This window comes from Pseudomonas sp. SJZ078 (genome assembly GCF_007828255.1).
GTDB lineage: Bacteria > Pseudomonadota > Gammaproteobacteria > Pseudomonadales > Pseudomonadaceae > Aquipseudomonas.
Genome location: NZ_VIUG01000044.1, coordinates 1 through 20,801, shown reverse-complemented (window position 1 = coordinate 20,801; position 20,801 = coordinate 1). Strand labels below are relative to the sequence as shown.

At 55.4% G+C, this 20,801-nt stretch carries 34 protein-coding genes; all 34 read left to right on the top strand.

Going from position 1 to position 20,801, the window contains the following annotated elements; genetic code table 11:
• Window positions 1–190: 190 nt before the first annotated feature.
• The 34 genes from rpsL to bfr all read left to right on the top strand — a co-directional run bounded on the left by rpsL (window position 191) and on the right by bfr (window position 20,647).
• Entirely contained in the window at window positions 191–562 is a 372-nt protein-coding gene (gene rpsL, locus FBY02_RS25845; protein ID WP_003186084.1) for a 30S ribosomal protein S12, read from the top strand.
• A 103-nt stretch (window positions 563–665) separates the two neighbouring features.
• Window positions 666–1,136: a 30S ribosomal protein S7 gene (rpsG, locus tag FBY02_RS25840; protein ID WP_024776462.1), complete on the top strand. Its 471-nt coding sequence runs from the start codon at window positions 666–668 to the stop codon at window positions 1,134–1,136.
• 30 nt (window positions 1,137–1,166) lie between these two features.
• Window positions 1,167–3,269, top strand: a complete 2,103-nt coding sequence (gene fusA, locus FBY02_RS25835) for an elongation factor G (RefSeq protein ID WP_144931093.1) — start codon at window positions 1,167–1,169, stop codon at window positions 3,267–3,269.
• Window positions 3,270–3,300: 31 nt separating this feature from the next.
• The gene (gene tuf, locus FBY02_RS25830) at window positions 3,301–4,494 is read left to right on the top strand and encodes an elongation factor Tu (RefSeq protein ID WP_144931091.1); all 1,194 of its coding nucleotides are present in this window, start codon (window positions 3,301–3,303) and stop codon (window positions 4,492–4,494) included.
• A 155-nt stretch (window positions 4,495–4,649) separates the two neighbouring features.
• Window positions 4,650–4,961: a 30S ribosomal protein S10 gene (rpsJ, locus tag FBY02_RS25825; RefSeq protein WP_003186070.1), complete on the top strand. Its 312-nt coding sequence runs from the start codon at window positions 4,650–4,652 to the stop codon at window positions 4,959–4,961.
• Between the two features lie 80 nt (window positions 4,962–5,041).
• Complete coding sequence (gene rplC / locus FBY02_RS25820; RefSeq protein WP_024778327.1) at window positions 5,042–5,677, top strand: 50S ribosomal protein L3; 636 nt, start codon at window positions 5,042–5,044, stop codon at window positions 5,675–5,677.
• A gap of 12 nt (window positions 5,678–5,689) precedes the next feature.
• Entirely contained in the window at window positions 5,690–6,292 is a 603-nt protein-coding gene (gene rplD / locus FBY02_RS25815; RefSeq protein ID WP_003186057.1) for a 50S ribosomal protein L4, read from the top strand.
• Window positions 6,289–6,588 (top strand): 50S ribosomal protein L23, encoded by a 300-nt coding sequence (rplW, locus tag FBY02_RS25810; protein WP_002555488.1) that lies wholly within the window; start codon window positions 6,289–6,291, stop codon window positions 6,586–6,588. Before rplD ends, rplW begins: the two co-directional genes overlap by 4 nt.
• Window positions 6,589–6,602: 14 nt before the next feature.
• Complete coding sequence (rplB, locus tag FBY02_RS25805) at window positions 6,603–7,427, top strand: 50S ribosomal protein L2 (protein WP_007924198.1); 825 nt, start codon at window positions 6,603–6,605, stop codon at window positions 7,425–7,427.
• 16 nt (window positions 7,428–7,443) lie between these two features.
• Complete coding sequence (gene rpsS / locus FBY02_RS25800) at window positions 7,444–7,719, top strand: 30S ribosomal protein S19 (RefSeq protein ID WP_002555486.1); 276 nt, start codon at window positions 7,444–7,446, stop codon at window positions 7,717–7,719.
• A gap of 11 nt (window positions 7,720–7,730) precedes the next feature.
• Window positions 7,731–8,063 carry a 50S ribosomal protein L22 gene (gene rplV / locus FBY02_RS25795; protein ID WP_003103908.1) on the top strand — a complete coding sequence of 111 codons (333 nt, stop codon included), beginning with the start codon at window positions 7,731–7,733 and terminating at the stop codon, window positions 8,061–8,063.
• A gap of 13 nt (window positions 8,064–8,076) precedes the next feature.
• Complete coding sequence (rpsC, locus tag FBY02_RS25790) at window positions 8,077–8,763, top strand: 30S ribosomal protein S3 (protein ID WP_024778328.1); 687 nt, start codon at window positions 8,077–8,079, stop codon at window positions 8,761–8,763.
• Between the two features lie 12 nt (window positions 8,764–8,775).
• The gene (rplP, locus tag FBY02_RS25785) at window positions 8,776–9,189 is read left to right on the top strand and encodes a 50S ribosomal protein L16 (protein WP_003186052.1); all 414 of its coding nucleotides are present in this window, start codon (window positions 8,776–8,778) and stop codon (window positions 9,187–9,189) included.
• Window positions 9,189–9,380, top strand: a complete 192-nt coding sequence (rpmC, locus tag FBY02_RS25780; protein ID WP_002555481.1) for a 50S ribosomal protein L29 — start codon at window positions 9,189–9,191, stop codon at window positions 9,378–9,380. Before rplP ends, rpmC begins: the two co-directional genes overlap by 1 nt.
• 2 nt (window positions 9,381–9,382) lie before the next feature.
• Complete coding sequence (gene rpsQ, locus FBY02_RS25775; RefSeq protein ID WP_003194644.1) at window positions 9,383–9,649, top strand: 30S ribosomal protein S17; 267 nt, start codon at window positions 9,383–9,385, stop codon at window positions 9,647–9,649.
• Window positions 9,650–9,672: 23 nt separating this feature from the next.
• A complete protein-coding gene (gene rplN, locus FBY02_RS25770; RefSeq protein WP_024778329.1) occupies window positions 9,673–10,041 on the top strand; it encodes a 50S ribosomal protein L14 in 369 nt (122 codons plus the stop codon).
• 11 nt (window positions 10,042–10,052) lie between these two features.
• A complete protein-coding gene (gene rplX / locus FBY02_RS25765; protein WP_003186046.1) occupies window positions 10,053–10,367 on the top strand; it encodes a 50S ribosomal protein L24 in 315 nt (104 codons plus the stop codon).
• Window positions 10,368–10,387: 20 nt separating this feature from the next.
• Window positions 10,388–10,927, top strand: coding sequence for a 50S ribosomal protein L5 (rplE, locus tag FBY02_RS25760; protein WP_024778330.1), 540 nt, complete (start codon window positions 10,388–10,390; stop codon window positions 10,925–10,927).
• 13 nt (window positions 10,928–10,940) lie between these two features.
• The gene (rpsN, locus tag FBY02_RS25755; RefSeq protein ID WP_003186042.1) at window positions 10,941–11,246 is read left to right on the top strand and encodes a 30S ribosomal protein S14; all 306 of its coding nucleotides are present in this window, start codon (window positions 10,941–10,943) and stop codon (window positions 11,244–11,246) included.
• Window positions 11,247–11,455: 209 nt separating this feature from the next.
• On the top strand, window positions 11,456–11,848 hold the full coding sequence (rpsH, locus tag FBY02_RS25750) for a 30S ribosomal protein S8 (RefSeq protein ID WP_017848802.1): 393 nt from the start codon (window positions 11,456–11,458) through the stop codon (window positions 11,846–11,848).
• A gap of 12 nt (window positions 11,849–11,860) precedes the next feature.
• Window positions 11,861–12,394, top strand: coding sequence for a 50S ribosomal protein L6 (gene rplF, locus FBY02_RS25745; protein WP_024077677.1), 534 nt, complete (start codon window positions 11,861–11,863; stop codon window positions 12,392–12,394).
• 10 nt (window positions 12,395–12,404) lie between these two features.
• Window positions 12,405–12,755, top strand: coding sequence for a 50S ribosomal protein L18 (gene rplR / locus FBY02_RS25740; RefSeq protein WP_003186037.1), 351 nt, complete (start codon window positions 12,405–12,407; stop codon window positions 12,753–12,755).
• 3 nt (window positions 12,756–12,758) lie between these two features.
• Window positions 12,759–13,259 (top strand): 30S ribosomal protein S5, encoded by a 501-nt coding sequence (gene rpsE / locus FBY02_RS25735; RefSeq protein ID WP_003186035.1) that lies wholly within the window; start codon window positions 12,759–12,761, stop codon window positions 13,257–13,259.
• A gap of 2 nt (window positions 13,260–13,261) precedes the next feature.
• Window positions 13,262–13,438, top strand: coding sequence for a 50S ribosomal protein L30 (rpmD, locus tag FBY02_RS25730; RefSeq protein WP_003176408.1), 177 nt, complete (start codon window positions 13,262–13,264; stop codon window positions 13,436–13,438).
• A gap of 3 nt (window positions 13,439–13,441) precedes the next feature.
• Entirely contained in the window at window positions 13,442–13,879 is a 438-nt protein-coding gene (rplO, locus tag FBY02_RS25725; RefSeq protein WP_003186032.1) for a 50S ribosomal protein L15, read from the top strand.
• The gene (gene secY, locus FBY02_RS25720; RefSeq protein ID WP_047702779.1) at window positions 13,880–15,208 is read left to right on the top strand and encodes a preprotein translocase subunit SecY; all 1,329 of its coding nucleotides are present in this window, start codon (window positions 13,880–13,882) and stop codon (window positions 15,206–15,208) included.
• Between the two features lie 30 nt (window positions 15,209–15,238).
• Window positions 15,239–15,355 carry a 50S ribosomal protein L36 gene (rpmJ, locus tag FBY02_RS25715; protein ID WP_002555468.1) on the top strand — a complete coding sequence of 39 codons (117 nt, stop codon included), beginning with the start codon at window positions 15,239–15,241 and terminating at the stop codon, window positions 15,353–15,355.
• A 130-nt stretch (window positions 15,356–15,485) separates the two neighbouring features.
• Window positions 15,486–15,842, top strand: a complete 357-nt coding sequence (rpsM, locus tag FBY02_RS25710) for a 30S ribosomal protein S13 (protein ID WP_024778332.1) — start codon at window positions 15,486–15,488, stop codon at window positions 15,840–15,842.
• 30 nt (window positions 15,843–15,872) lie between these two features.
• The gene (gene rpsK / locus FBY02_RS25705; RefSeq protein ID WP_002555466.1) at window positions 15,873–16,262 is read left to right on the top strand and encodes a 30S ribosomal protein S11; all 390 of its coding nucleotides are present in this window, start codon (window positions 15,873–15,875) and stop codon (window positions 16,260–16,262) included.
• A gap of 18 nt (window positions 16,263–16,280) precedes the next feature.
• On the top strand, window positions 16,281–16,901 hold the full coding sequence (gene rpsD / locus FBY02_RS25700) for a 30S ribosomal protein S4 (RefSeq protein ID WP_003176404.1): 621 nt from the start codon (window positions 16,281–16,283) through the stop codon (window positions 16,899–16,901).
• A gap of 22 nt (window positions 16,902–16,923) precedes the next feature.
• Window positions 16,924–17,925 carry a DNA-directed RNA polymerase subunit alpha gene (rpoA, locus tag FBY02_RS25695; protein WP_003186012.1) on the top strand — a complete coding sequence of 334 codons (1,002 nt, stop codon included), beginning with the start codon at window positions 16,924–16,926 and terminating at the stop codon, window positions 17,923–17,925.
• A 42-nt stretch (window positions 17,926–17,967) separates the two neighbouring features.
• Entirely contained in the window at window positions 17,968–18,354 is a 387-nt protein-coding gene (gene rplQ / locus FBY02_RS25690) for a 50S ribosomal protein L17 (RefSeq protein WP_024778333.1), read from the top strand.
• A 221-nt stretch (window positions 18,355–18,575) separates the two neighbouring features.
• Entirely contained in the window at window positions 18,576–20,024 is a 1,449-nt protein-coding gene (locus FBY02_RS25685) for a catalase (RefSeq protein ID WP_144931089.1), read from the top strand.
• A 158-nt stretch (window positions 20,025–20,182) separates the two neighbouring features.
• Window positions 20,183–20,647, top strand: coding sequence for a bacterioferritin (gene bfr / locus FBY02_RS25680; protein ID WP_024778335.1), 465 nt, complete (start codon window positions 20,183–20,185; stop codon window positions 20,645–20,647).
• Window positions 20,648–20,801 lie beyond the last annotated feature (154 nt).

The window sequence follows — 20,801 nt, the reverse complement described above, 5'->3', positions numbered from 1 at the left end:
CTGGTCGCCTCATTCGCCGGATCGAGACAAATTGTCGAGATCCGGCGAGCGGGGAGGTCGGGGCCTTGCCTTGACTGGGAACAGGATCCTCTTTAGACTCTTGATCCCCTAAATTTGGCGGGAACTCGTTCCTGCCATTTTGCTTTTCTTGTAAGACAATAGCGTCGCAAGACAACAGTGGAGCTAGTAGATGGCAACTATCAACCAGCTGGTACGTCAGCCGCGTAAGCGTATCGTCGAGAAATCCGACGTGCCTGCGCTGCAGAACTGCCCGCAACGTCGTGGCGTATGCACCCGTGTGTATACCACCACGCCGAAAAAACCTAACTCGGCACTGCGTAAAGTATGCCGTGTGCGTCTGACCAACGGTTTCGAGGTTTCCTCGTACATCGGCGGTGAAGGCCACAACCTGCAAGAGCACAGCGTGGTACTGATCCGCGGCGGTCGTGTAAAAGACTTGCCAGGTGTTCGTTACCACACCGTTCGCGGCTCCTTGGATACCTCCGGCGTTAAAGGTCGTAACCAGGGTCGTTCGAAGTACGGTACCAAGCGTCCGAAATAATCGGCCGTTTTGCAGTTTTTCATTTTTATTGAGTCGATAAGAGTAAGGTCGGGCACGCTTTTGCTGTCCCGGGCTAACCTGAAGACCGTTTGAGGGCTTATCAATGCCAAGACGTCGCGTAGCAGCCAAACGTGAGATTCTGGACGATCCGAAATACGGAAGCCAGATTCTCGCCAAGTTCATGAACCACGTAATGGAAAGCGGCAAGAAAGCCGTTGCCGAACGTATCGTTTATGGCGCGCTGGAAAAAGTTAAAGAGCGTAAGAACTCCGATCCCCTGGAACTCTTCGAAAAAGCACTCGACGCCATCGCTCCGCTGGTCGAAGTGAAGTCGCGCCGCGTAGGCGGTGCTACCTACCAGGTTCCGGTCGAAGTTCGTCCGTCCCGTCGTAACGCTCTGGCCATGCGCTGGCTCGTAGACTTCGCCCGCAAGCGCGGCGAGAAGTCCATGGCTCTGCGCTTGGCTGGTGAGCTGCTGGACGCTGCTGAAGGTAAAGGTGCTGCAGTTAAGAAGCGTGAAGACGTGCACCGTATGGCCGAGGCCAACAAGGCTTTCTCGCACTACCGCTTCTAATTTCAGCGTCACTCAATTTGCGAGGGCTTTATGGCTCGTACAACCGATATTAAACGCTACCGTAACATTGGTATCGTTGCTCACGTGGATGCGGGTAAAACCACTACCACCGAGCGCGTCCTGTTCTACACGGGCGTAAACCACAAAATGGGCGAGGTGCATGATGGCGCCGCGACCATGGACTGGATGGTGCAAGAGCAGGAGCGGGGTATTACCATTACCTCCGCTGCTACTACTGCGTTCTGGGAAGGCTCCAACAAGCAATTCCCTAAGCACCGCTTCAACATCATCGATACTCCCGGCCACGTTGACTTCACCATTGAAGTAGAGCGTTCGCTGCGTGTACTCGACGGCGCTGTCGTTGTGTTCTGCGGTACTTCGGGTGTTGAGCCCCAGTCTGAAACCGTATGGCGTCAAGCCAACAAATACGGCGTTCCGCGTCTTGTCTACGTGAACAAGATGGACCGTGCTGGTGCCAACTTCCTGCGTGTCATCGGTCAGATCAAGCAGCGTCTGGGTCACACTCCGGTGCCTATCCAGCTGGCTATCGGTTCCGAAGACAACTTCGAAGGTCAGATCGATCTGATGACCATGGAAGCTGTTCGTTGGAACGACGGCGACAAGGGTATGGCTGCCATTCGTGGTCCGATCCCGGCCGAGTTGCAAGAGCTGGCTGAAGAGTGGCGCAGCAACATGGTTGAGGCTGCCGCCGAAGCCAACGAAGAGCTGATGAACAAGTACCTGGAAGGCGAAGAGCTGTCGATCGAAGAGATCAAGGCTGCTCTGCGTCAGCGTACTATCGCTGGCGAAATCGTTCTGGCTGTTTGCGGTTCTTCCTTCAAGAACAAGGGTGTTCCCCTGGTTCTCGACGCCGTTATCGACTACCTGCCTGCGCCGGTCGACATTCCAGCCATCAAGGGTACCGACCCGGATGACGAGACTGTCGAAATGGAGCGCCACGCAGACGACAACGAGCCGTTCTCGGCTCTGGCGTTCAAGATCGCTACCGACCCATTCGTGGGTACCCTGACATTCGCTCGCGTTTACTCGGGCGTGTTGAACTCCGGCGACGGCGTGATCAACTCGGTCAAGGGCAAGAAAGAGCGCGTGGGTCGTATGGTGCAAATGCACGCAAACACCCGCGAAGAGATCAAGGAAGTACGCGCTGGCGACATCGCGGCCCTGATCGGCATGAAGGACGTCACCACTGGTGACACTCTGTGCTCCGCTGATAAGCCAATCATCCTGGTTCGCATGGATTTCCCGGAGCCGGTTATCTCGGTTGCCGTTGAGCCGAAAACCAAGGATGACCAGGAAAAAATGGGTATCGCTCTGGGCAAACTCGCTCAGGAAGACCCGTCTTTCCGCGTCAAGACCGATGAAGAGACTGGTCAGACGATCATCTCCGGCATGGGCGAGTTGCACCTGGACATTCTGGTTGACCGGATGCGCCGCGAGTTCAACGTCGAAGCCAACATCGGTAAGCCACAGGTTTCCTATCGTGAGAAGATCACGAAGGCTTGTGAGATCGAAGGCAAGTTCGTTCGCCAGTCCGGCGGTCGTGGCCAGTTCGGCCATTGCTGGATCCGTTTTGCGCCTGCTGACGAAGGTCAGGAAGGTCTGCAATTCCTGAACGAAGTAGTGGGTGGTGTGGTTCCGAAGGAATACATCCCGGCTATCCAGAAGGGTATCGAAGAGCAGATGAAGAACGGCGTCGTTGCCGGCTATCCGCTGATCGGCCTGAAGGCTACCGTGTTCGATGGTTCTTACCACGACGTCGACTCCAACGAGATGGCGTTCAAGGTGGCGGCCTCCATGGCGACCAAGCAACTGGCTACCAAGGGTGGCGGTGTTGTTCTTGAGCCGATCATGAAGGTTGAAGTCGTAACACCTGAGGACTACATGGGCGACGTGATGGGTGACCTGAACCGTCGTCGCGGTCTGATCCAGGGTATGGAAGACACGGTTTCCGGTAAGGTTATCCGTGCCGAGGTTCCGCTGGGCGAGATGTTTGGTTACGCAACCGACGTTCGTTCCATGTCCCAGGGTCGCGCGAGCTACTCTATGGAATTCTCCAAATACTCCGAGGCTCCGTCGAACATCGTCGAAGCTATCGTTAAAAAACAAGGCTGATTCAGCCCCTTTAGGCTAGGAGTTAATTGTCGTGGCTAAAGAAAAATTTGAACGTAACAAACCGCACGTCAACGTTGGCACCATCGGTCACGTTGACCACGGTAAAACCACTCTGACCGCTGCTCTGACCCGTGTCTGCTCCGAAGTTTTCGGTTCGGCCAAGGTTGACTTCGACAAAATCGACAGCGCCCCGGAAGAAAAAGCTCGCGGTATTACCATCAACACCGCTCACGTTGAATACGATTCGGCCGTGCGTCACTACGCACACGTTGACTGCCCAGGTCACGCTGACTACGTAAAAAACATGATCACCGGTGCTGCCCAGATGGACGGCGCGATCCTGGTTTGCTCGGCTGCCGATGGTCCGATGCCACAAACCCGTGAACACATCCTGCTGTCCCGTCAGGTAGGCGTTCCGTACATCGTTGTCTTCCTGAACAAGGCTGACATGGTTGACGACGCTGAGCTGCTGGAACTGGTTGAGATGGAAGTGCGCGACCTGCTGAGCACTTACGACTTCCCAGGTGATGACACTCCAATCATCATCGGTTCGGCTCTGATGGCTCTGAACGGCCAAGACGACAACGAAATGGGCACCAGCGCTGTCAAGAAGCTGGTAGAAACTCTGGACAGCTACATCCCAGAGCCAGAGCGTGCTATCGACAAGCCGTTCCTGATGCCAATCGAAGACGTATTCTCGATCTCCGGTCGCGGTACTGTTGTGACTGGTCGTGTTGAGCGTGGCATCGTCCGTATCCAGGAAGAAGTTGAGATCGTCGGTCTGCGCGACACTCAGAAAACTACCTGCACCGGCGTTGAAATGTTCCGCAAGCTGCTCGACGAAGGTCGTGCTGGCGAGAACTGCGGCGTACTGCTGCGTGGCACCAAGCGTGACGACGTAGAGCGTGGTCAGGTTCTGGTCAAGCCAGGCACCGTCAAGGCTCACACCAAGTTCACCGCAGAAGTTTACGTTCTGAGCAAGGAAGAAGGCGGTCGTCACACTCCGTTCTTCAAAGGCTACCGTCCACAGTTCTACTTCCGTACAACTGACGTGACTGGTAACTGCGAGCTGCCAGAAGGCGTTGAAATGGTAATGCCAGGTGACAACATCCAGATGACTGTCACCCTGATCAAGCCGATCGCGATGGAAGATGGTCTGCGTTTCGCTATCCGTGAAGGCGGTCGTACCGTCGGCGCCGGCGTCGTAGCCAAAGTCATCGAGTAAGACTCTTTCAGAGTCAGCTCAATGAGTGAAAAAGCCTCCGCCTAGCGGGGGCTTTTTTATTGGGTTGACACCTATCAGGGGCGTCTATAGAATTGCGCCTCCTTTTAACGGGCGTATTGCGCCCGGTGGGAATAGCAGCCGGAGTCTGAAATCCAATGCAAAATCAGCAAATCCGTATCAGGTTGAAGGCTTTTGACCATCGCCTGATCGACCAATCCACCCAGGAAATCGTGGAAACCGCGAAACGTACTGGTGCTCAAGTGCGTGGTCCAATTCCACTGCCTACCCGTAAAGAGCGGTTCACCGTTCTGGTCTCCCCGCACGTCAACAAAGACGCGCGTGACCAGTACGAGATCCGTACTCATAAGCGCGTTCTGGACATCGTCCAGCCAACGGATAAAACCGTTGATGCACTTATGAAGCTCGATCTTGCGGCCGGCGTGGAAGTGCAGATCAGCCTCGGCTAAGACTCGGTCTTAGTCGTGTAACGCTCTGAAATGGGCGGCCATAGCGGGTGAAAGCCCCGTACACTCATGAGGTTTACAACATGACTATTGGTGTAGTCGGTCGTAAATGCGGTATGACCCGTATTTTCACCGAAGAAGGTGTCTCCATTCCGGTCACGGTCATTGAGATCGAGCCGAATCGCGTCACCCAGTTCAAAACTGAAGAGACCGATGGCTATCGTGCAGTGCAAGTCACTGTCGGCGAGCGTCGCGCTTCGCGTGTAACAGCTGCTCAGGCTGGCCACTTCGCCAAGGCGAACGTTGCCGCTGGTCGTACCGTACTGGAATTCCGCCTTGAAGAAGGCGAGTACCAGGCTGGCGATCTGATCAAAGCTGAAATCTTCGCTGCTGGTCAACTGGTTGATGTAACCGGTCAGTCCAAAGGTAAAGGCTTCCAGGGTACGATCAAGCGTTGGAACTTCCGCGGGCAAGATAACACCCACGGTAACTCCGTATCCCACCGCGTTCCAGGCTCTATCGGCCAGTGCCAGACTCCTGGTCGTGTATTCAAGGGCAAGAAAATGTCCGGTCATATGGGCGCCGAGCGCGTGACCGTGCAGTCCCTCGAAGTAGTGCGCGTGGACGCTGAACGCAATCTGTTGTTGGTCAAGGGCGCTGTTCCTGGCGCTACTGGCGGCAACGTGGTTGTACGTCCAGCAGCCAAGGCTCGCGGTTAAGGGGAAGCTGACATGCAATTAAATGTAAATGACGCTCAAGCGATCGAAGTTTCCGAACTGACATTTGGCGGCGAATTCAACGAGACGCTGGTTCACCAAGCAGTCGTGGCCTACATGGCTGGCGGCCGTCAAGGTAGCAAGCAGCAAAAGACCCGTTCCGACGTTTCTGGTGGCGGTAAGCGCCCATGGCGTCAGAAAGGTACTGGCCGTGCTCGTGCCGGTACTATCCGTAGCCCAATCTGGCGCGGCGGCGGTACCACTTTCGCAGCTCGTCCTCAGGATCACTCCCAGAAGCTGAACAAGAAGATGTATCGCGCAGCAATGCGTTCCATCCTTGCTGAGCTGGTGCGTACTGATCGTCTGGTCGTGGTTCAGGACTTCGCTGTTGAAGCACCGAAAACCAAAGATCTGCTGAACAAGCTGAACGGCATGGGCCTGACTGACGTCCTGATCGTGTCTGACGCTGTTGATCAGAACCTGTACCTGGCTGCTCGCAACCTGCCGCACGTCGATGTTCGTGACGTACAGGGTTCCGATCCGGTCAGTCTGATCGCATACGACAAGGTGTTGATCACCGTGTCGGCCGTGAAGAAATTCGAGGAGCTGCTGGGATGAACCAGGAACGCGTATTTAAAGTTCTGCTTGGCCCGCACGTTTCCGAGAAGGCTACGGTTCTGGCAGACAAGAAAGGCCAGTTCGTTTTCAAGGTTGCTACCGACGCAACCAAGCTGGAAATCAAGAAGGCCGTCGAAAGCCTGTTCAGCGTGAAAGTAGAGCGCGTGACTACCCTGAACGTTCTGGGTAAAAGCAAGCGCACTGCTCGCGGTCTGGGCAAGCGTAATGACTGGAAGAAGGCAGTTATCTCCCTTCAGCCAGGCCAAGATCTCGATTTCAGCAGCAGTGCTGAGTAAGGAAGGGGTGCATCATGGCAATCGTTAAATGCAAACCGACTTCCCCTGGCCGCCGTTTTGTGGTCAAGGTGGTCAACCAGGAGCTGCATAAAGGCGCTCCTCACGCACCGCTGCTCGAGAAAAAATCGAAGTCTGGTGGTCGTAACAACAATGGCCGTATCACTACACGTCACGTGGGTGGTGGTCATAAGCAGCATTATCGTCTGGTCGACTTCCGTCGCAACGACAAGGATGGCATCGCTGCCACCGTCGAGCGTATCGAATACGATCCAAACCGTACTGCTCACATCGCTCTGCTGCTGTACGCAGATGGCGAGCGTCGCTACATCATCGCCCCTAAAGGCGTGAGTGCTGGCGACCAGCTGATCGCAGGTGCCCTGGCACCGATCAAGCCGGGCAACGCTCTGCAACTGCGTAACATTCCAGTTGGTAGCACCGTACACGGCATCGAATTGAAGCCAGGTAAAGGCGCACAGATCGCTCGTTCCGCTGGTGCTTCGGCTCAGCTGATCGCTCGTGAAGGTGTCTACGTGACCCTGCGTCTGCGTTCTGGTGAGATGCGTAAAGTACTGGCTGAATGCCGTGCGACCCTGGGCGAGGTCTCGAACTCCGAGCACAGCCTGCGTTCGTTGGGTAAAGCTGGTGCCAAGCGCTGGCGTGGCGTTCGCCCAACCGTTCGTGGTGTTGCCATGAACCCGGTTGACCACCCACATGGTGGTGGTGAAGGTCGTACCTCTGGTGGTCGTCATCCGGTATCGCCATGGGGCTTCCCGACTAAGGGCGCGAAGACTCGTGGTAATAAGCGTACCGACAAAATGATCGTCCGTCGTCGCAAGTAAATAGAGGGATACGACAGTGCCACGTTCTCTGAAAAAAGGTCCTTTTATTGATCTTCACCTACTGAAGAAGATCGAAGTGGCGGCGGAAAAGAACGATCGCAAACCAGTTAAGACCTGGTCGCGTCGTTCGATGATCCTGCCACAAATGGTCGGTCTGACCATCGCAGTACACAACGGTCGCCAGCACGTCCCAGTTCTCGTGAACGAAGACATGGTCGGCCACAAACTGGGCGAGTTCGCCGGTACCCGCACATACCGTGGGCACGTGGCTGACAAGAAAGCCAAGCGTTAAGGGGTAAGGAAATGGAAGTAGCCGCTAAGTTGTCGGGCGCTCGAATCTCCGCCCAGAAAGCCCGCTTGGTCGCCGACCAGATCCGCGGGAAGAAGGTGGGCGAGGCGCTCAACCTGTTGGCTTTCAGCAGTAAGAAAGCCGCCGAGATCATGAAAAAAGTGCTGGAGTCGGCCGTAGCCAACGCCGAGCATAACGAAGGCGCAGACGTTGATGACCTGAAGGTCAGCACCGTTTTCGTCAACGAAGGGCGTTCGCTGAAGCGCATCATGCCACGTGCCAAAGGCCGTGCTGATCGCATCGTCAAGCGGTCTTGCCATATCACTGTCAAGGTTGCTGACAAGTAACGGAGTCGAAGAGATGGGTCAGAAAGTACATCCCATTGGCATTCGCCTGGGAATCGTCAAGGAGCACACCTCCGTCTGGTACGCAGACGGTCGGACTTATGCGGACTACTTGTTCGCTGATCTGAAGGTGCGTGAGTATCTCCAAGACAAACTAAAAAGCGCGTCCGTAAGCCGTATCGATATCCATCGTCCGGCTCAGACTGCACGTATCACCATCCACACCGCTCGTCCAGGTATCGTTATCGGGAAGAAAGGTGAAGATGTTGAGAAACTGCGTCAGGACCTGACCAAGCAAATGGGTGTGCCTGTGCACATCAATATCGAAGAGATCCGCAAGCCGGAGCTCGACGGTATGCTGGTTGCGCAGAGCGTAGCTCAGCAGCTGGAGCGTCGCGTAATGTTCCGTCGCGCTATGAAGCGTGCAGTACAGAACGCCATTCGCATTGGTGCCAAAGGCATCAAAATCCAAGTGAGCGGTCGTCTCGGCGGTGCTGAAATCGCACGTACTGAATGGTATCGCGAAGGTCGTGTGCCACTGCACACCCTGCGTGCCGACATCGACTATGCCAACTACGAAGCTCACACCACCTACGGTGTGATCGGTGTAAAGGTTTGGATCTTCAAAGGCGAAGTAATTGGTGGTCGCCAAGAAGAGCTGAAACCACAAGCACCAGCGCCTCGTAAAAAAGCTGCTAAGTAAGGGGTACGCCAAATGTTGCAACCAAAGCGTACGAAGTTCCGCAAGCAGATGACCGGTCACAACCGTGGCCTGGCATTGCGCGGTAGCAAAGTCAGCTTCGGCGAGTTCGCGCTGAAGTCTGTTGCTCGTGGTCGTCTCACCGCTCGTCAGATCGAGTCAGCGCGTCGTGCTCTGACCCGTCACGTAAAACGTGGCGGCAAGATCTGGATCCGTGTATTCCCGGACAAGCCTGTCACCAAGAAGCCACTCGAAGTTCGGATGGGTAAAGGTAAGGGCAACGTGGAGTACTGGGTTGCCCAGATTCAGCCAGGCAAAGTCCTGTATGAAATCGAGGGTGTTTCTGAAGAGCTGGCGCGTGAGGCTTTCGCCCTGGCTGCTGCAAAGCTGCCGCTCGCCACCTCCTTTGTTAAACGGACGGTGATGTGATGAAGGCGAATGAACTTCGTGAAAAATCAGCACAGCAGCTGAACGAGCAACTGCTCGGCCTGCTGCGCGACCAGTTCAATCTGCGTATGCAGAAAGCAACTGGCCAGTTGGGGCAGTCTCATCTGCTCTCGCAAGTTAAGCGTGACATCGCTCGCGTGAAAACTGTGCTCAACCAGCAGGCAGGTAAGTAATCATGGCTGAAGCCGAAAAAACTGTCCGTACGCTGACTGGCCGTGTTGTCAGCGACAAGATGGACAAAACCATCACCGTTCTGATCGAGCGTCGCGTCAAGCACCCGATCTACGGTAAATACGTTAAGCGTTCGACTAAGCTGCACGCGCACGACGAAACCAATCAATGCCACATCGGCGACAAGGTCACTATTCGTGAAACCCGTCCGATGGCCAAGACCAAATCTTGGGCGCTGGTTGATGTTCTCGAACGCGCTGTGGAAGTCTAAGGGCTAGGGGTCGGAGAAATTATATGATTCAGACTCAATCCATGCTTGATGTGGCCGATAACAGCGGCGCTCGCCGCGTTATGTGCATCAAGGTGCTGGGTGGCTCCCATCGTCGTTACGCTGCTATTGGCGACATCATCAAAGTTACCGTCAAGGAAGCAATTCCTCGCGGTAAGGTGAAGAAAGGTCAAGTGATGACTGCTGTTGTAGTCCGCACTCGCCATGGTGTTCGTCGCGCTGACGGCTCCATCATCCGCTTTGATGGCAACGCTGCTGTTCTGCTGAACAACAAGCAAGAGCCAATCGGCACCCGTATCTTTGGGCCAGTGACCCGTGAACTTCGTACTGAGAAGTTCATGAAGATCGTCTCGCTCGCCCCAGAAGTGCTGTAAGGAGATCCGACATGCAAAAGATTCGTCGTGACGACGAGATCATCGTGATCGCCGGCAAAGACAAGGGCAAGCGCGGTAAGGTGCTCAAGGTTCTCGCTGACAACCGTCTGGTTGTTGGTGGTCTGAACCTGGTCAAGCGCCATACCAAGCCTAACCCGATGTCGGGCGTACAGGGCGGTATCGTCGAGAAAGAAGCGCCACTGCACGCTTCCAACGTCGCCATTTTCAACGGCGAAACCAACAAGGCTGACCGCGTTGGTTTCAAAGTAGAAGACGGCAAAAAAATTCGTGTCTTCAAGTCGACCCAAAAAGCGGTTGATGCTTGAACACTGCTAGGTAGAAGACCATGGCACGACTGAAAGAGATTTACCGGAAGGAAATCGCACCGAAGCTTAAGGAAGAACTTAAGCTGGCGAACGTGATGGAAGTTCCGCGCATTACCAAGATCACCCTGAACATGGGTCTGGGCGAAGCGATCGGTGACAAGAAAGTCATCGAGCACGCGGTAGCTGACCTGGAGAAGATCACCGGCCAGAAAGTCGTTGTGACTCACGCTCGCAAATCCATCGCAGGCTTCAAAGTCCGCGAAGGTTGGCCGATCGGTGTCAAAGTGACCCTGCGTCGCGATCGTATGTACGAGTTCCTGGATCGTCTGCTGTCGATCTCCCTGCCTCGGGTTCGCGACTTCCGCGGCCTGAATGCCAAGTCCTTCGATGGTCGTGGCAACTACAGCATGGGCGTGAAAGAGCAGATCATTTTCCCGGAAATCGATTACGACAAGATCGATGCTCTGCGCGGTCTGGACATTACCCTGACCACCACTGCCAAATCGGATGACGAAGGTCGCGCTCTGCTGCGTGCTTTCAAATTCCCGTTCCGCAACTGATTGGAGTAGGAAAATGGCCAAGAAGAGCATGAAGAACCGTGAGCTGAAGCGTCAGCTCACCGTTGCCAAGTACGCCACCAAGCGTGCAGCGCTGAAAGCTATCATCGTCGATCTGAACGCAAGTCCAGAAGCGCGTTGGGAAGCGACCGTAGCCCTGCAGAAGCAGCCACGTGACGCAAGCGCCTCGCGCATGCGTAACCGCTGCCGCCTGACTGGTCGTCCGCACGGCGTATACCGCAAGTTCGGCCTCGGCCGTAACATGCTGCGCCAAGCTGCAATGCGTGGTGACGTTCCAGGTCTGGTTAAAGCCAGCTGGTAAGCACTGTCAACGTCTCGGTGTTCGGGATCCCAGGATCCTGACCGCCGGTGACCTTGAAGCAGAATCAAGCCCCTTTTGGGGCTTGATTCATTTCCGGGGTGTGTCTAGAATGACCGGCTCGCCTGAGCCCGTGTTTTTCTTGCCCGGAGTTTCTCGGTGACACGTAGTAGCCGCAAGGCTAATTTTTTTGCATTAGGAGCGTCTAGCCCATGAGTATGCAGGACCCGTTAGCGGACATGCTAACTCGAATCCGTAATGCCCAGATGGCTGAAAAGTCCGTCGTAAGCATGCCGTCTTCCACGTTGAAGGTGGCTGTAGCAAAAGTCCTGAAGGACGAAGGTTACATCGCGGGTTATCAGATCAGCAGCGAAATCAAGCCTCTGCTGTCCATCGAGCTGAAATACTTCGAAGGCCGTCCGGTCATCGAGGAAGTGAAGCGCGTTAGCCGTCCAGGCCTGCGTCAGTACAAGTCCGTCGAGGATCTGCCGAAAGTTCGCGGCGGTCTGGGCGTGTCTATCGTCTCCACCAACAAAGGTGTGATGACTGATCGTGCTGCGCGCGCTGCCGGTGTCGGCGGCGAAGTTCTTTGCACCGTGTTCTAAGGGGGGATAAGCATGTCTCGCGTCGCTAAGAACCCCGTTAAGCTGCCAGCCGGTGTCGAAGTCAAATTCGCAGGCCAACAGCTTTCGGTGAAGGGTGCCAAGGGCACTCTTGAACTGAACATCCATTCGTCCGTTGAGATCGTTGAAGAAGCCGGTGAGCTGCGTTTCGCTGCTCGCAATGGCGATCAACAGACTCGCGCAATGGCTGGTACCACTCGTGCGTTGGTAAACAACATGGTCCAAGGCGTAAGCCAAGGCTTCGAGCGCAAGCTCCAGCTGGTCGGTGTTGGTTACAAAGCGCAAGCAAAAGGCTCGGTTCTGAACCTGGCTCTTGGCTTCTCGCACCCAGTGGATTACGAACTGCCGGAAGGCATCACCGCTGAGACTCCTAGCCAGACCGATATCCTGATCAAGGGCATCGACAAGCAGCTGGTAGGTCAAGTGGCCGCCGAGATCCGCGACTTCCGTCCACCAGAGCCGTACAAAGGCAAGGGTGTGCGCTACGCGGACGAAGTCGTCCGTCGTAAAGAAGCCAAGAAGAAGTAGGGCATAGCAAATGACCGACAAAAAAGTTACTCGACTGCGTCGCGCTCGCAAAGCACGCCTGAAAATGCACGAACTCGAAGTCGTGCGTCTCTGCGTGTTCCGCTCTTCGCAGCACATCTACGCCCAGGTCATTTCGGCCGACGGCAACAAGGTCCTGGCAAGTGCCTCGACTTTGGATAAAGAACTGCGTGATGGTGCCACCGGCAACATCGACGCGGCCACTAAGGTTGGCCAGCTGGTCGCTACGCGTGCTAAAGCCGCTGGCGTCTCGCAGGTGGCTTTCGACCGCTCTGGCTTCAAGTACCACGGCCGCGTCAAGGCGCTGGCTGATGCTGCTCGTGAAGCTGGGCTGGAGTTCTAAGTTATGTCAAATAACGACCAAAAGCGCGACGAAGGCTACATCGAGAAGCTGGTTCAAGTTAACCGCGTAGCCAAAACCGTTAAAGGCGGCCGTATCTTCACTTTCACCGCGCTGACCGTGGTTGGTGATGGTAAGGGCCGTGTTGGCTTCGGCCGTGGCAAGTCGCGTGAAGTGCCTGCTGCGATCCAGAAGGCAATGGAAGCTGCTCGCCGCAACATGATCCAGGTTGATCTGAACGGCACCACCCTGCAGTACGCAATGAAGTCCGCCCATGGCGCTTCGAAGGTGTACATGCAGCCTGCTTCTGAAGGTACCGGTATCATCGCAGGCGGCGCTATGCGTGCTGTCCTCGAAGTTGCTGGCGTTCAGAACGTTCTGGCCAAGTGCTACGGCTCGACTAACCCTGTAAACGTGGTCCACGCCACTTTCAAGGGTTTGAAGGCGATGCAGTCTCCTGAATCCATTGCCGCCAAGCGTGGCAAAAGCGTCAAGGAGATCTTCTGATCATGGCTACCGTAAAAGTTACGCTGATCAAAAGCATGACCGGCCGCATCCCTAACCACAAACTGTGCGTTAAGGGTCTGGGTTTGCGTCGCATCGGTCACACTGTAGAAGTCCAGGATACTCCCGAGAATCGCGGGATGATCAACAAGGCTTACTACATGCTGCGTGTCGAGGGTTAATCGATGAAACTCAATGATCTGAGTCCAGCGCCGGGTTCCCGTCGCGAAAAGCATCGTCCGGGCCGTGGTATCGGTAGTGGTTTGGGCAAGACCGGTGGCCGTGGTCACAAAGGTCAGACCTCCCGCTCCGGTGGCACCATTGCTCCAGGCTTTGAAGGCGGTCAACAGCCGCTGCATCGTCGCCTGCCGAAGTTCGGTTTCGTTTCCCTGAAGGCCATGGACCGCGCAGAAGTGCGTCTGTCCGAGCTGGCTAAAGTGGACGGCGACATCGTCACCGTGCAGTCCCTGAAGGATGCCAACGTGATCAACCAGAACGTACAGCGTGTGAAAATCATGCTGTCGGGCGAAGTTGCTCGCGCTGTCACGATCGGAAAGGGAATCGGCGCCACCAAAGGTGCGCGTGCGGCTATCGAAGCAGCTGGCGGCAAGTTCGAGGAATAAATGGCTAAGCAAGGTGCTCTCTCTGCGCTCGGCAAAGGCGGTATGTCTGAACTCTGGGCTCGTCTGCGTTTTCTGTTCCTGGCGATTATCGTCTACCGAATAGGCGCACACATCCCGGTTCCAGGTATCAACCCGGACCGACTCGCAGACCTGTTTCGACAGAATGAGGGGACCATTCTTAGCTTGTTCAACATGTTTTCCGGCGGCGCGCTGGAGCGGATGAGCATCTTTGCATTGGGGATCATGCCGTACATCTCGGCATCGATCATCATGCAGCTGATGACTGCCGTCAGCCCGCAGTTGGAGCAGTTGAAGAAGGAAGGTGAAGCTGGCCGTCGCAAGATCAGCCAGTACACCCGCTACGGCACTGTCGTACTCGCTCTCGTCCAGGCCATTGGCATGTCCATTGGCCTGGCAGGGCAGGGCGTTTCGTTCAATGCTGACCTCAGCTTCTATTTCGTCGCGGTTACCACGTTTGTGGCGGGTGCGATGTTCATGATGTGGTTGGGTGAGCAGATTACTGAGCGTGGTGTTGGCAACGGTATCTCGATGTTGATCTTCGCAGGTATCGTCGCCGGTCTTCCGAGAGCGATCGGGCAGTCTTTCGAGTCTGCGCGTCAGGGTGATATCAACATTTTCGCCCTGGTTGCCATCGGTTTGCTGGCAGTAGCGATTATCGGTTTCGTGGTGTTCATTGAGCGTGGTCAGCGTCGTATTGCTGTTCACTACGCCAAGCGTCAGCAAGGCCGCAAGGTATTTGCTGCGCAGACCAGCCACTTGCCGTTGAAGGTGAACATGGCCGGCGTTATCCCGGCTATTTTCGCGAGCAGCATCTTGCTGTTCCCGGCTTCGTTGGGTGCCTGGTTCGGCCAGTCTGAAGGTATGGGCTGGTTGCAGGACCTCTCGCAGTCGATCGCTCCTGGTCAGCCGTTGAATATTCTGCTGTTTAGTGCAGGGATTATTTTCTTCTGCTTCTTCTATACGGCGTTGATGTTCAATCCGAAAGACGTAGCGGAAAACCTGAAGAAGTCCGGTGCCTTTATTCCGGGCATCCGTCCAGGTGAGCAGTCTGCGCGCTACATTGATGGCGTTCTGACTCGCTTGACCATGTTCGGTGCTCTTTACATGACGGCCGTCTGCCTGTTGCCCCAGTTCCTGGTGGTTGCAGCAAACGTACCGTTCTACCTTGGCGGGACCTCGTTGCTGATCGTGGTCGTGGTTGTGATGGACTTCATGTCCCAAGTACAATCGCACCTCGTTTCGCACCAGTACGAATCCCTGATGAAGAAAGCCAACCTGAAGGGCTACGGCAGCGGCATGCTGCGCTGAGTAGCGTCCATAAGGTTCGAGGAGTTGGTGATGAAAGTTCGTGCATCGGTGAAAAAGCTGTGCCGTAACTGCAAGATTATTCGCCGCGAAGGTGTTGTTCGAGTAATTTGCAGCGCGGAACCGCGTCACAAACAGCGCCAAGGCTGAGTGTGATTGTGCTTTAAGCCCGGCAGCTAGTGCGCTGCCGGGTTGATTATTTGTTATTACAGCGATATTATCTCGCGCCCTATTTCTTGGCTTCCGGGGCGTAGGTAGCTGTCAATTGGAGTCCCACTGAATGGCCCGTATTGCAGGCGTCAACATTCCAGATAACAAGCATACTGTTATCTCGCTGACCTACATCTATGGTGTTGGTCGCACTACTGCACAGAAAATTTGTGCAGTGGCTGGGGTCAACCCAGCGGCAAAGATCAAAGATCTGAGCGACGAGCAGATTGAACAGCTGCGTGGCGAAGTGGCGAAGTTCACCACTGAAGGTGACCTGCGTCGCGAAGTCAACATGAAAATCAAGCGCTTGATGGACCTCGGTTGCTATCGCGGTCTGCGTCATCGTCGTGGTCTGCCAGTACGCGGTCAGCGTACCAAGACCAACGCGCGTACCCGTAAAGGTCCGCGTAAGCCGATCCGCAAGTAATCGCCCCAGCGAATCGACAGGAATTTAATCATGGCAAAACCTGCTGCTCGTCCTCGTAAAAAAGTTAAAAAGACAGTGGTTGATGGCATCGCCCACATCCATGCTTCTTTTAACAATACCATCGTGACCATTACCGACCGTCAAGGTAACGCTCTTTCCTGGGCTACCTCCGGTGGTTCGGGTTTCCGCGGTTCCCGCAAGTCCACCCCGTTCGCTGCTCAAGTAGCTGCTGAGCGTGCTGGTCAAGCTGCGCTGGAATACGGCCTGAAAAACCTCGACGTCAACGTCAAGGGTCCAGGTCCAGGTCGTGAATCCGCAGTTCGTGCTTTGAACGGCTGTGGCTACAAGATCGCCAGCATCACCGACGTGACGCCAATCCCGCACAACGGGTGCCGTCCGCCGAAGAAGCGCCGCGTGTAATCCAGGAGATTGTAAAGAATGGCTCGTTACATTGGTCCAAAATGCAAACTCGCTCGTCGCGAAGGCACCGATCTCTTCCTGAAGAGCGGCGTGCGCGCGATCGAATCGAAGTGCAACATCGAAGCAGCACCTGGTATCCACGGCCAGCGCCGCGGTCGCCAGTCCGACTACGGCACCCAACTGCGTGAAAAGCAGAAGGTCCGTCGTATCTACGGCGTTCTCGAGCGTCAATTCAGCGGCTACTACAAAGAAGCTGCTGGCAAGAAAGGCGCAACCGGCGAAAACCTGTTGCAGCTGCTCGAATGCCGTCTGGACAACGTTGTATACCGTATGGGTTTCGGTTCTACTCGTGCCGAATCCCGTCAGCTGGTATCGCACAAGTCGATCAGCGTTAACGGTCAGACCGTAAACGTTCCGTCCTACCAGGTTCGTGCTGGTGACGTGGTTGCTGTTCGCGAGAAAGCAAAGAACCAACTTCGCATTGTCCAAGCTCTCGATCTGTGTGCCCAACGTGGCCGCGTAGAATGGGTAGAAGTAGACACTGAGAAGAAGTCGGGCGTTTTCAAGAACGTTCCAGCTCGCAGTGATCTGTCCGCCGACATCAACGAAAGCCTGATTGTCGAGCTCTACTCCAAGTAAGGGCTAGAAAATAGGTGCATCCATGCAGATTTCGGTAAATGAGTTCCTGACACCCCGCCATATTGATGTGCAGGTTGTCAGTCCAACCCGCGCCAAGATCACTCTCGAGCCTCTCGAGCGTGGTTTCGGCCACACCCTGGGCAACGCGCTGCGCCGCATCCTGTTGTCCTCAATGCCCGGCTGTGCAGTAGTCGAGGCCGAGATTGACGGTGTACTCCACGAGTACAGCGCCATCGAAGGCGTACAGGAAGATGTCATTGAAATCCTGTTGAACCTTAAAGGTCTGGCTATCAAGCTGCACGGTCGTGACGAAGTTACGCTGACCTTGTCGAAGAAGGGTTCGGGGGTGGTTACCGCTGCCGATATTCAGCTGGATCATGATGTCGAGATCGTTAACCCCGATCACGTAATCGCTAACCTGGCGTCTAACGGCGCCCTGAACATGAAGCTCACCGTAGCTCGTGGTCGTGGTTATGAACCGGCAGACTCGCGTCAGAGCGATGAAGACGAAAGCCGCAGCATCGGTCGCTTGCAGCTCGACTCTTCGTTCAGCCCGGTTCGCCGCATCGCATACGTGGTGGAAAACGCCCGTGTCGAGCAGCGTACCAACCTGGACAAGCTGGTTATTGATCTGGAAACCAACGGCACCCTGGATCCTGAAGAGGCTATCCGCCGCGCTGCAACCATCCTGCAACAGCAGTTGGCTGCGTTCGTCGACCTCAAGGGTGACAGTGAGCCAGTGGTTGTCGAGCAGGAAGACGAGATCGATCCGATCCTGCTTCGCCCGGTTGACGATCTGGAACTGACTGTACGTTCGGCTAACTGCCTTAAGGCGGAAAACATCTACTACATCGGCGACCTGATTCAGCGTACCGAAGTAGAGCTGTTGAAGACTCCGAACCTTGGCAAGAAATCCTTGACTGAAATCAAGGACGTTCTGGCCTCCCGCGGTCTGTCCCTCGGCATGCGCCTCGACAACTGGCCGCCTGCAAGTCTTAAGAAGGACGACAAGGCGACTGCCTGATCGTCGTAATCACCGAACGTTGTGTTTGGTAAGGAATGAACCATGCGTCATCGTAAAAGTGGTCGTCACCTGAGCCGCACCAGCTCGCACCGCAAGGCCATGTTCCAAAACATGGCGGTGTCGCTGTTCGAGCACGAGCTGATCAAAACTACACTGCCGAAAGCCAAAGAACTGCGTCGCGTTGCTGAGCCGCTGATCACTCTGGCCAAGACAGATAGCCTGGCTAACCGCCGCCTGGCTTTCGACCGTACTCGTTCGAAAGCTATCGTTGGTAAGCTCTTCAACGACCTGGGCAAGCGTTACGCTACCCGTGAGGGTGGCTACCTGCGCATCCTCAAGTGCGGTTTCCGCGCTGGCGACAACGCGCCTATGGCGTACGTCGAGTTGGTTGATCGTGCTACCGGCGGTGAAGCTGTATCCGCTGAGTAAGACGGCAATATACAAAGAACCGGGCCTAGTGCCCGGTTTTTTGTGCCTGATGAAAATGAAAGAGCCGTTGTGGTCGGCTTCGCTATTGGCAATAGGGTCGCGTTAGATAATGACTATCGATGCCCATGATTTAATAAATTTGGATACTGTCACTAACATGTTCAATACTCCTTTCCAGCCGATTAGCCGGCAGTTCGAAGACCGACCGAGGAAGATTGAGCATGAGCCAGATCAAAACGCTTACGACCGCAAGCGGCGCTCCTGTCGCCGATAACCAGAATTCTCGCTCCGCTGGCCCACGGGGCCCGCTGTTACTCGACGATTTCCATCTCATCGAAAAACTTGCTCACTTCAACCGCGAGAACATCCCTGAGCGCCGTGTACACGCCAAGGGTTCAGGCGCCTACGGTACGTTCACGGTCACCCGTGACATCACCCAGTACACCAGCGCCAAGTTGTTCGATTCGGTCGGCAAGCAGACGCCAACGTTCCTGCGCTTTTCCACCGTGGGTGGCGAGCGTGGATCTGCCGACACCGAACGCGATCCCCGTGGTTTCGCCCTGAAGTTCTATACCGAAGAAGGCAACTGGGACATTGTCGGCAATAACACACCAGTCTTCTTCATTCGTGATCCGCTGAAATTTCCGGACTTTATCCATACCCAGAAGCGTCTGCCCCAAAGCAATCTGAAAAGCGCCCAAGCGATGTGGGATTTCTGGTCTCATTCCCCAGAAGCCTTGCACCAGATCACCATCCTGTTTTCCGACCGCGGCATTCCTGACGGCTACCGTCACATGCACGGCTTCGGCAGTCACACCTATAGTCTGATCAACGCCCAAGGCGAGCGGCACTGGGTAAAGTGGCACTACAAGACCAAGCAAGGCATCAAGAACCTGGCGCCGGCTGAAGCCGCGCGCTTGGCGGGCACCGACCCGGACTATGCCCAGCGTGACTTGTTCAATGCCATTGAGCGAGGTGATTTCCCGAAATGGAGCGTTTGCATCCAGATCATGACTGAAGCCCAGGCTGCTGCTCATTACGAGAATCCGTTCGACGTGACCAAGACCTGGTCGCAGAAAGAATTTCCGTTGATTGAAGTCGGGGAGCTCGAACTCAACCGCAACCCGCTGAACTACTTTGCCGAAGTGGAACAGGCGGCGTTCGGGCCGAGCAACATGGTGCCAGGCGTAGGCCTGTCGCCGGACCGCATGCTGCAAGGTCGTGTGTTCGCCTACGCCGATGCGCACCGCTACCGTGTCGGCACCAATCACCAGCAATTGCCGGTGAATGCACCGCGCAGTCCGGTCAATACCTACCAGCGCGACGGAGCCATGGCGTTTGGCAGCAATGGCGGGGCAGCACCGAACTACGAGCCCAATAGCTACGTCGAGTCGCCGAAGCAAGCCCCGCATTACGCGGAACCTGCCCTGGCCCTCACTGGGGCGGCGGATCGTTACGATCATCGGGAAGACACTGACTACTACAGCCATGCCGGTGCGCTGTTCCGCCTAATGAACAGCGAGCAGCAGGCCCTGCTGATCAGCAACATAGCTGGTGCGATGGGTGGGGTATCGGCGGATGTCGTCGACCGTCAATTGCAGCATTTCTTCAAGGCGGACGCCGCTTATGGAGAAGGTATCGCAAAGGCGTTGGGCGTACAGTTTAACTAAGTCTAAACGAGAAGCAGAACCGCCCTCATTTGGGCGGTTTTTGCGTTATTTAACCTGGTTTTCTCGGATTTTCTTCGCATTTATTGCGATAGTGCCGTGACCTGGCGGCCGGCTTGGTTCAAACTAGAGTCTTTCAAGGCTTGTGGAGATGTAGGGCGATGCAAGGTCACCCGGACGTAATCGATTACCTCAACACGCTGCTGACAGGCGAACTGGCAGCCCGTGATCAATATTTCATCCATTCGCGGATGTATGAGGATTGGGGGTTTACCGAGCTCTACGAACGTATCAACCATGAAATGGAAGAAGAAGCACAGCATGCCGATGCGTTGATGCGTCGCATCCTGATGCTCGAAGGTACGCCGCGCATGCGCCCGGACGACCTGGACATCGGCACCACCGTACCCGACATGCTTGCTGCCGACCTGCGCCTGGAATACAAGGTCCGGGCCGCGCTGTGCAAGGGGATCGAGCTGTGCGAACAGCACAACGACTATGTCACCCGCGAAATCCTGCGTGTTCAGCTCAATGACACTGAGGAAGACCATACCTACTGGCTTGAGAAGCAGTTGGGGTTGATCAAGTTGATCGGGTTGGAGAATTACCTGCAATCGCAGTTCTGATCGCGAGAGCGATTAACCGTTACATAAACGCAACCTGACCCACCGCTATCGCGAGCAGGCTGTTCTGGTCAAGTTTTTCCGGACACCGATTACGGTGATCAAGCTGCCTGCTGCTCCATGGCTATTGGCGGCAGGTAGTTGTTATGGCTGTGGA

Excerpts from the sequence above, each read along its gene's own strand:
- rplX (WP_003186046.1), top strand. The coding sequence starts at position 10,053 with ATGCAAAAGATTCGTCGTGACGACGAGATCATCGTGATCGCCGGCAAA.
- fusA (WP_144931093.1), top strand. The coding sequence starts at position 1,167 with ATGGCTCGTACAACCGATATTAAACGCTACCGTAACATTGGTATCGTT.
- rpmC (WP_002555481.1), top strand. The coding sequence starts at position 9,189 with ATGAAGGCGAATGAACTTCGTGAAAAATCAGCACAGCAGCTGAACGAG.
- rpsM (WP_024778332.1), top strand. The coding sequence starts at position 15,486 with ATGGCCCGTATTGCAGGCGTCAACATTCCAGATAACAAGCATACTGTT.
- bfr (WP_024778335.1), top strand. The coding sequence starts at position 20,183 with ATGCAAGGTCACCCGGACGTAATCGATTACCTCAACACGCTGCTGACA.
- rplC (WP_024778327.1), top strand. The coding sequence starts at position 5,042 with ATGACTATTGGTGTAGTCGGTCGTAAATGCGGTATGACCCGTATTTTC.
- rpsE (WP_003186035.1), top strand. The coding sequence starts at position 12,759 with ATGTCAAATAACGACCAAAAGCGCGACGAAGGCTACATCGAGAAGCTG.
- secY (WP_047702779.1), top strand. The coding sequence starts at position 13,880 with ATGGCTAAGCAAGGTGCTCTCTCTGCGCTCGGCAAAGGCGGTATGTCT.
- rpsJ (WP_003186070.1), top strand. The coding sequence starts at position 4,650 with ATGCAAAATCAGCAAATCCGTATCAGGTTGAAGGCTTTTGACCATCGC.
- rpsN (WP_003186042.1), top strand. The coding sequence starts at position 10,941 with ATGGCCAAGAAGAGCATGAAGAACCGTGAGCTGAAGCGTCAGCTCACC.
- rplQ (WP_024778333.1), top strand. The coding sequence starts at position 17,968 with ATGCGTCATCGTAAAAGTGGTCGTCACCTGAGCCGCACCAGCTCGCAC.
- rplV (WP_003103908.1), top strand. The coding sequence starts at position 7,731 with ATGGAAGTAGCCGCTAAGTTGTCGGGCGCTCGAATCTCCGCCCAGAAA.
- rplB (WP_007924198.1), top strand. The coding sequence starts at position 6,603 with ATGGCAATCGTTAAATGCAAACCGACTTCCCCTGGCCGCCGTTTTGTG.
- rpsH (WP_017848802.1), top strand. The coding sequence starts at position 11,456 with ATGAGTATGCAGGACCCGTTAGCGGACATGCTAACTCGAATCCGTAAT.
- FBY02_RS25685 (WP_144931089.1), top strand. The coding sequence starts at position 18,576 with ATGAGCCAGATCAAAACGCTTACGACCGCAAGCGGCGCTCCTGTCGCC.
- rpsC (WP_024778328.1), top strand. The coding sequence starts at position 8,077 with ATGGGTCAGAAAGTACATCCCATTGGCATTCGCCTGGGAATCGTCAAG.
- rplR (WP_003186037.1), top strand. The coding sequence starts at position 12,405 with ATGACCGACAAAAAAGTTACTCGACTGCGTCGCGCTCGCAAAGCACGC.
- rplO (WP_003186032.1), top strand. The coding sequence starts at position 13,442 with ATGAAACTCAATGATCTGAGTCCAGCGCCGGGTTCCCGTCGCGAAAAG.
- rplE (WP_024778330.1), top strand. The coding sequence starts at position 10,388 with ATGGCACGACTGAAAGAGATTTACCGGAAGGAAATCGCACCGAAGCTT.
- rpoA (WP_003186012.1), top strand. The coding sequence starts at position 16,924 with ATGCAGATTTCGGTAAATGAGTTCCTGACACCCCGCCATATTGATGTG.
- rpsK (WP_002555466.1), top strand. The coding sequence starts at position 15,873 with ATGGCAAAACCTGCTGCTCGTCCTCGTAAAAAAGTTAAAAAGACAGTG.
- rpsQ (WP_003194644.1), top strand. The coding sequence starts at position 9,383 with ATGGCTGAAGCCGAAAAAACTGTCCGTACGCTGACTGGCCGTGTTGTC.
- rplP (WP_003186052.1), top strand. The coding sequence starts at position 8,776 with ATGTTGCAACCAAAGCGTACGAAGTTCCGCAAGCAGATGACCGGTCAC.
- rplF (WP_024077677.1), top strand. The coding sequence starts at position 11,861 with ATGTCTCGCGTCGCTAAGAACCCCGTTAAGCTGCCAGCCGGTGTCGAA.
- rpmD (WP_003176408.1), top strand. The coding sequence starts at position 13,262 with ATGGCTACCGTAAAAGTTACGCTGATCAAAAGCATGACCGGCCGCATC.
- rpsL (WP_003186084.1), top strand. The coding sequence starts at position 191 with ATGGCAACTATCAACCAGCTGGTACGTCAGCCGCGTAAGCGTATCGTC.
- rplD (WP_003186057.1), top strand. The coding sequence starts at position 5,690 with ATGCAATTAAATGTAAATGACGCTCAAGCGATCGAAGTTTCCGAACTG.
- rpmJ (WP_002555468.1), top strand. The coding sequence starts at position 15,239 with ATGAAAGTTCGTGCATCGGTGAAAAAGCTGTGCCGTAACTGCAAGATT.
- rplN (WP_024778329.1), top strand. The coding sequence starts at position 9,673 with ATGATTCAGACTCAATCCATGCTTGATGTGGCCGATAACAGCGGCGCT.
- rpsD (WP_003176404.1), top strand. The coding sequence starts at position 16,281 with ATGGCTCGTTACATTGGTCCAAAATGCAAACTCGCTCGTCGCGAAGGC.
- rplW (WP_002555488.1), top strand. The coding sequence starts at position 6,289 with ATGAACCAGGAACGCGTATTTAAAGTTCTGCTTGGCCCGCACGTTTCC.
- rpsG (WP_024776462.1), top strand. The coding sequence starts at position 666 with ATGCCAAGACGTCGCGTAGCAGCCAAACGTGAGATTCTGGACGATCCG.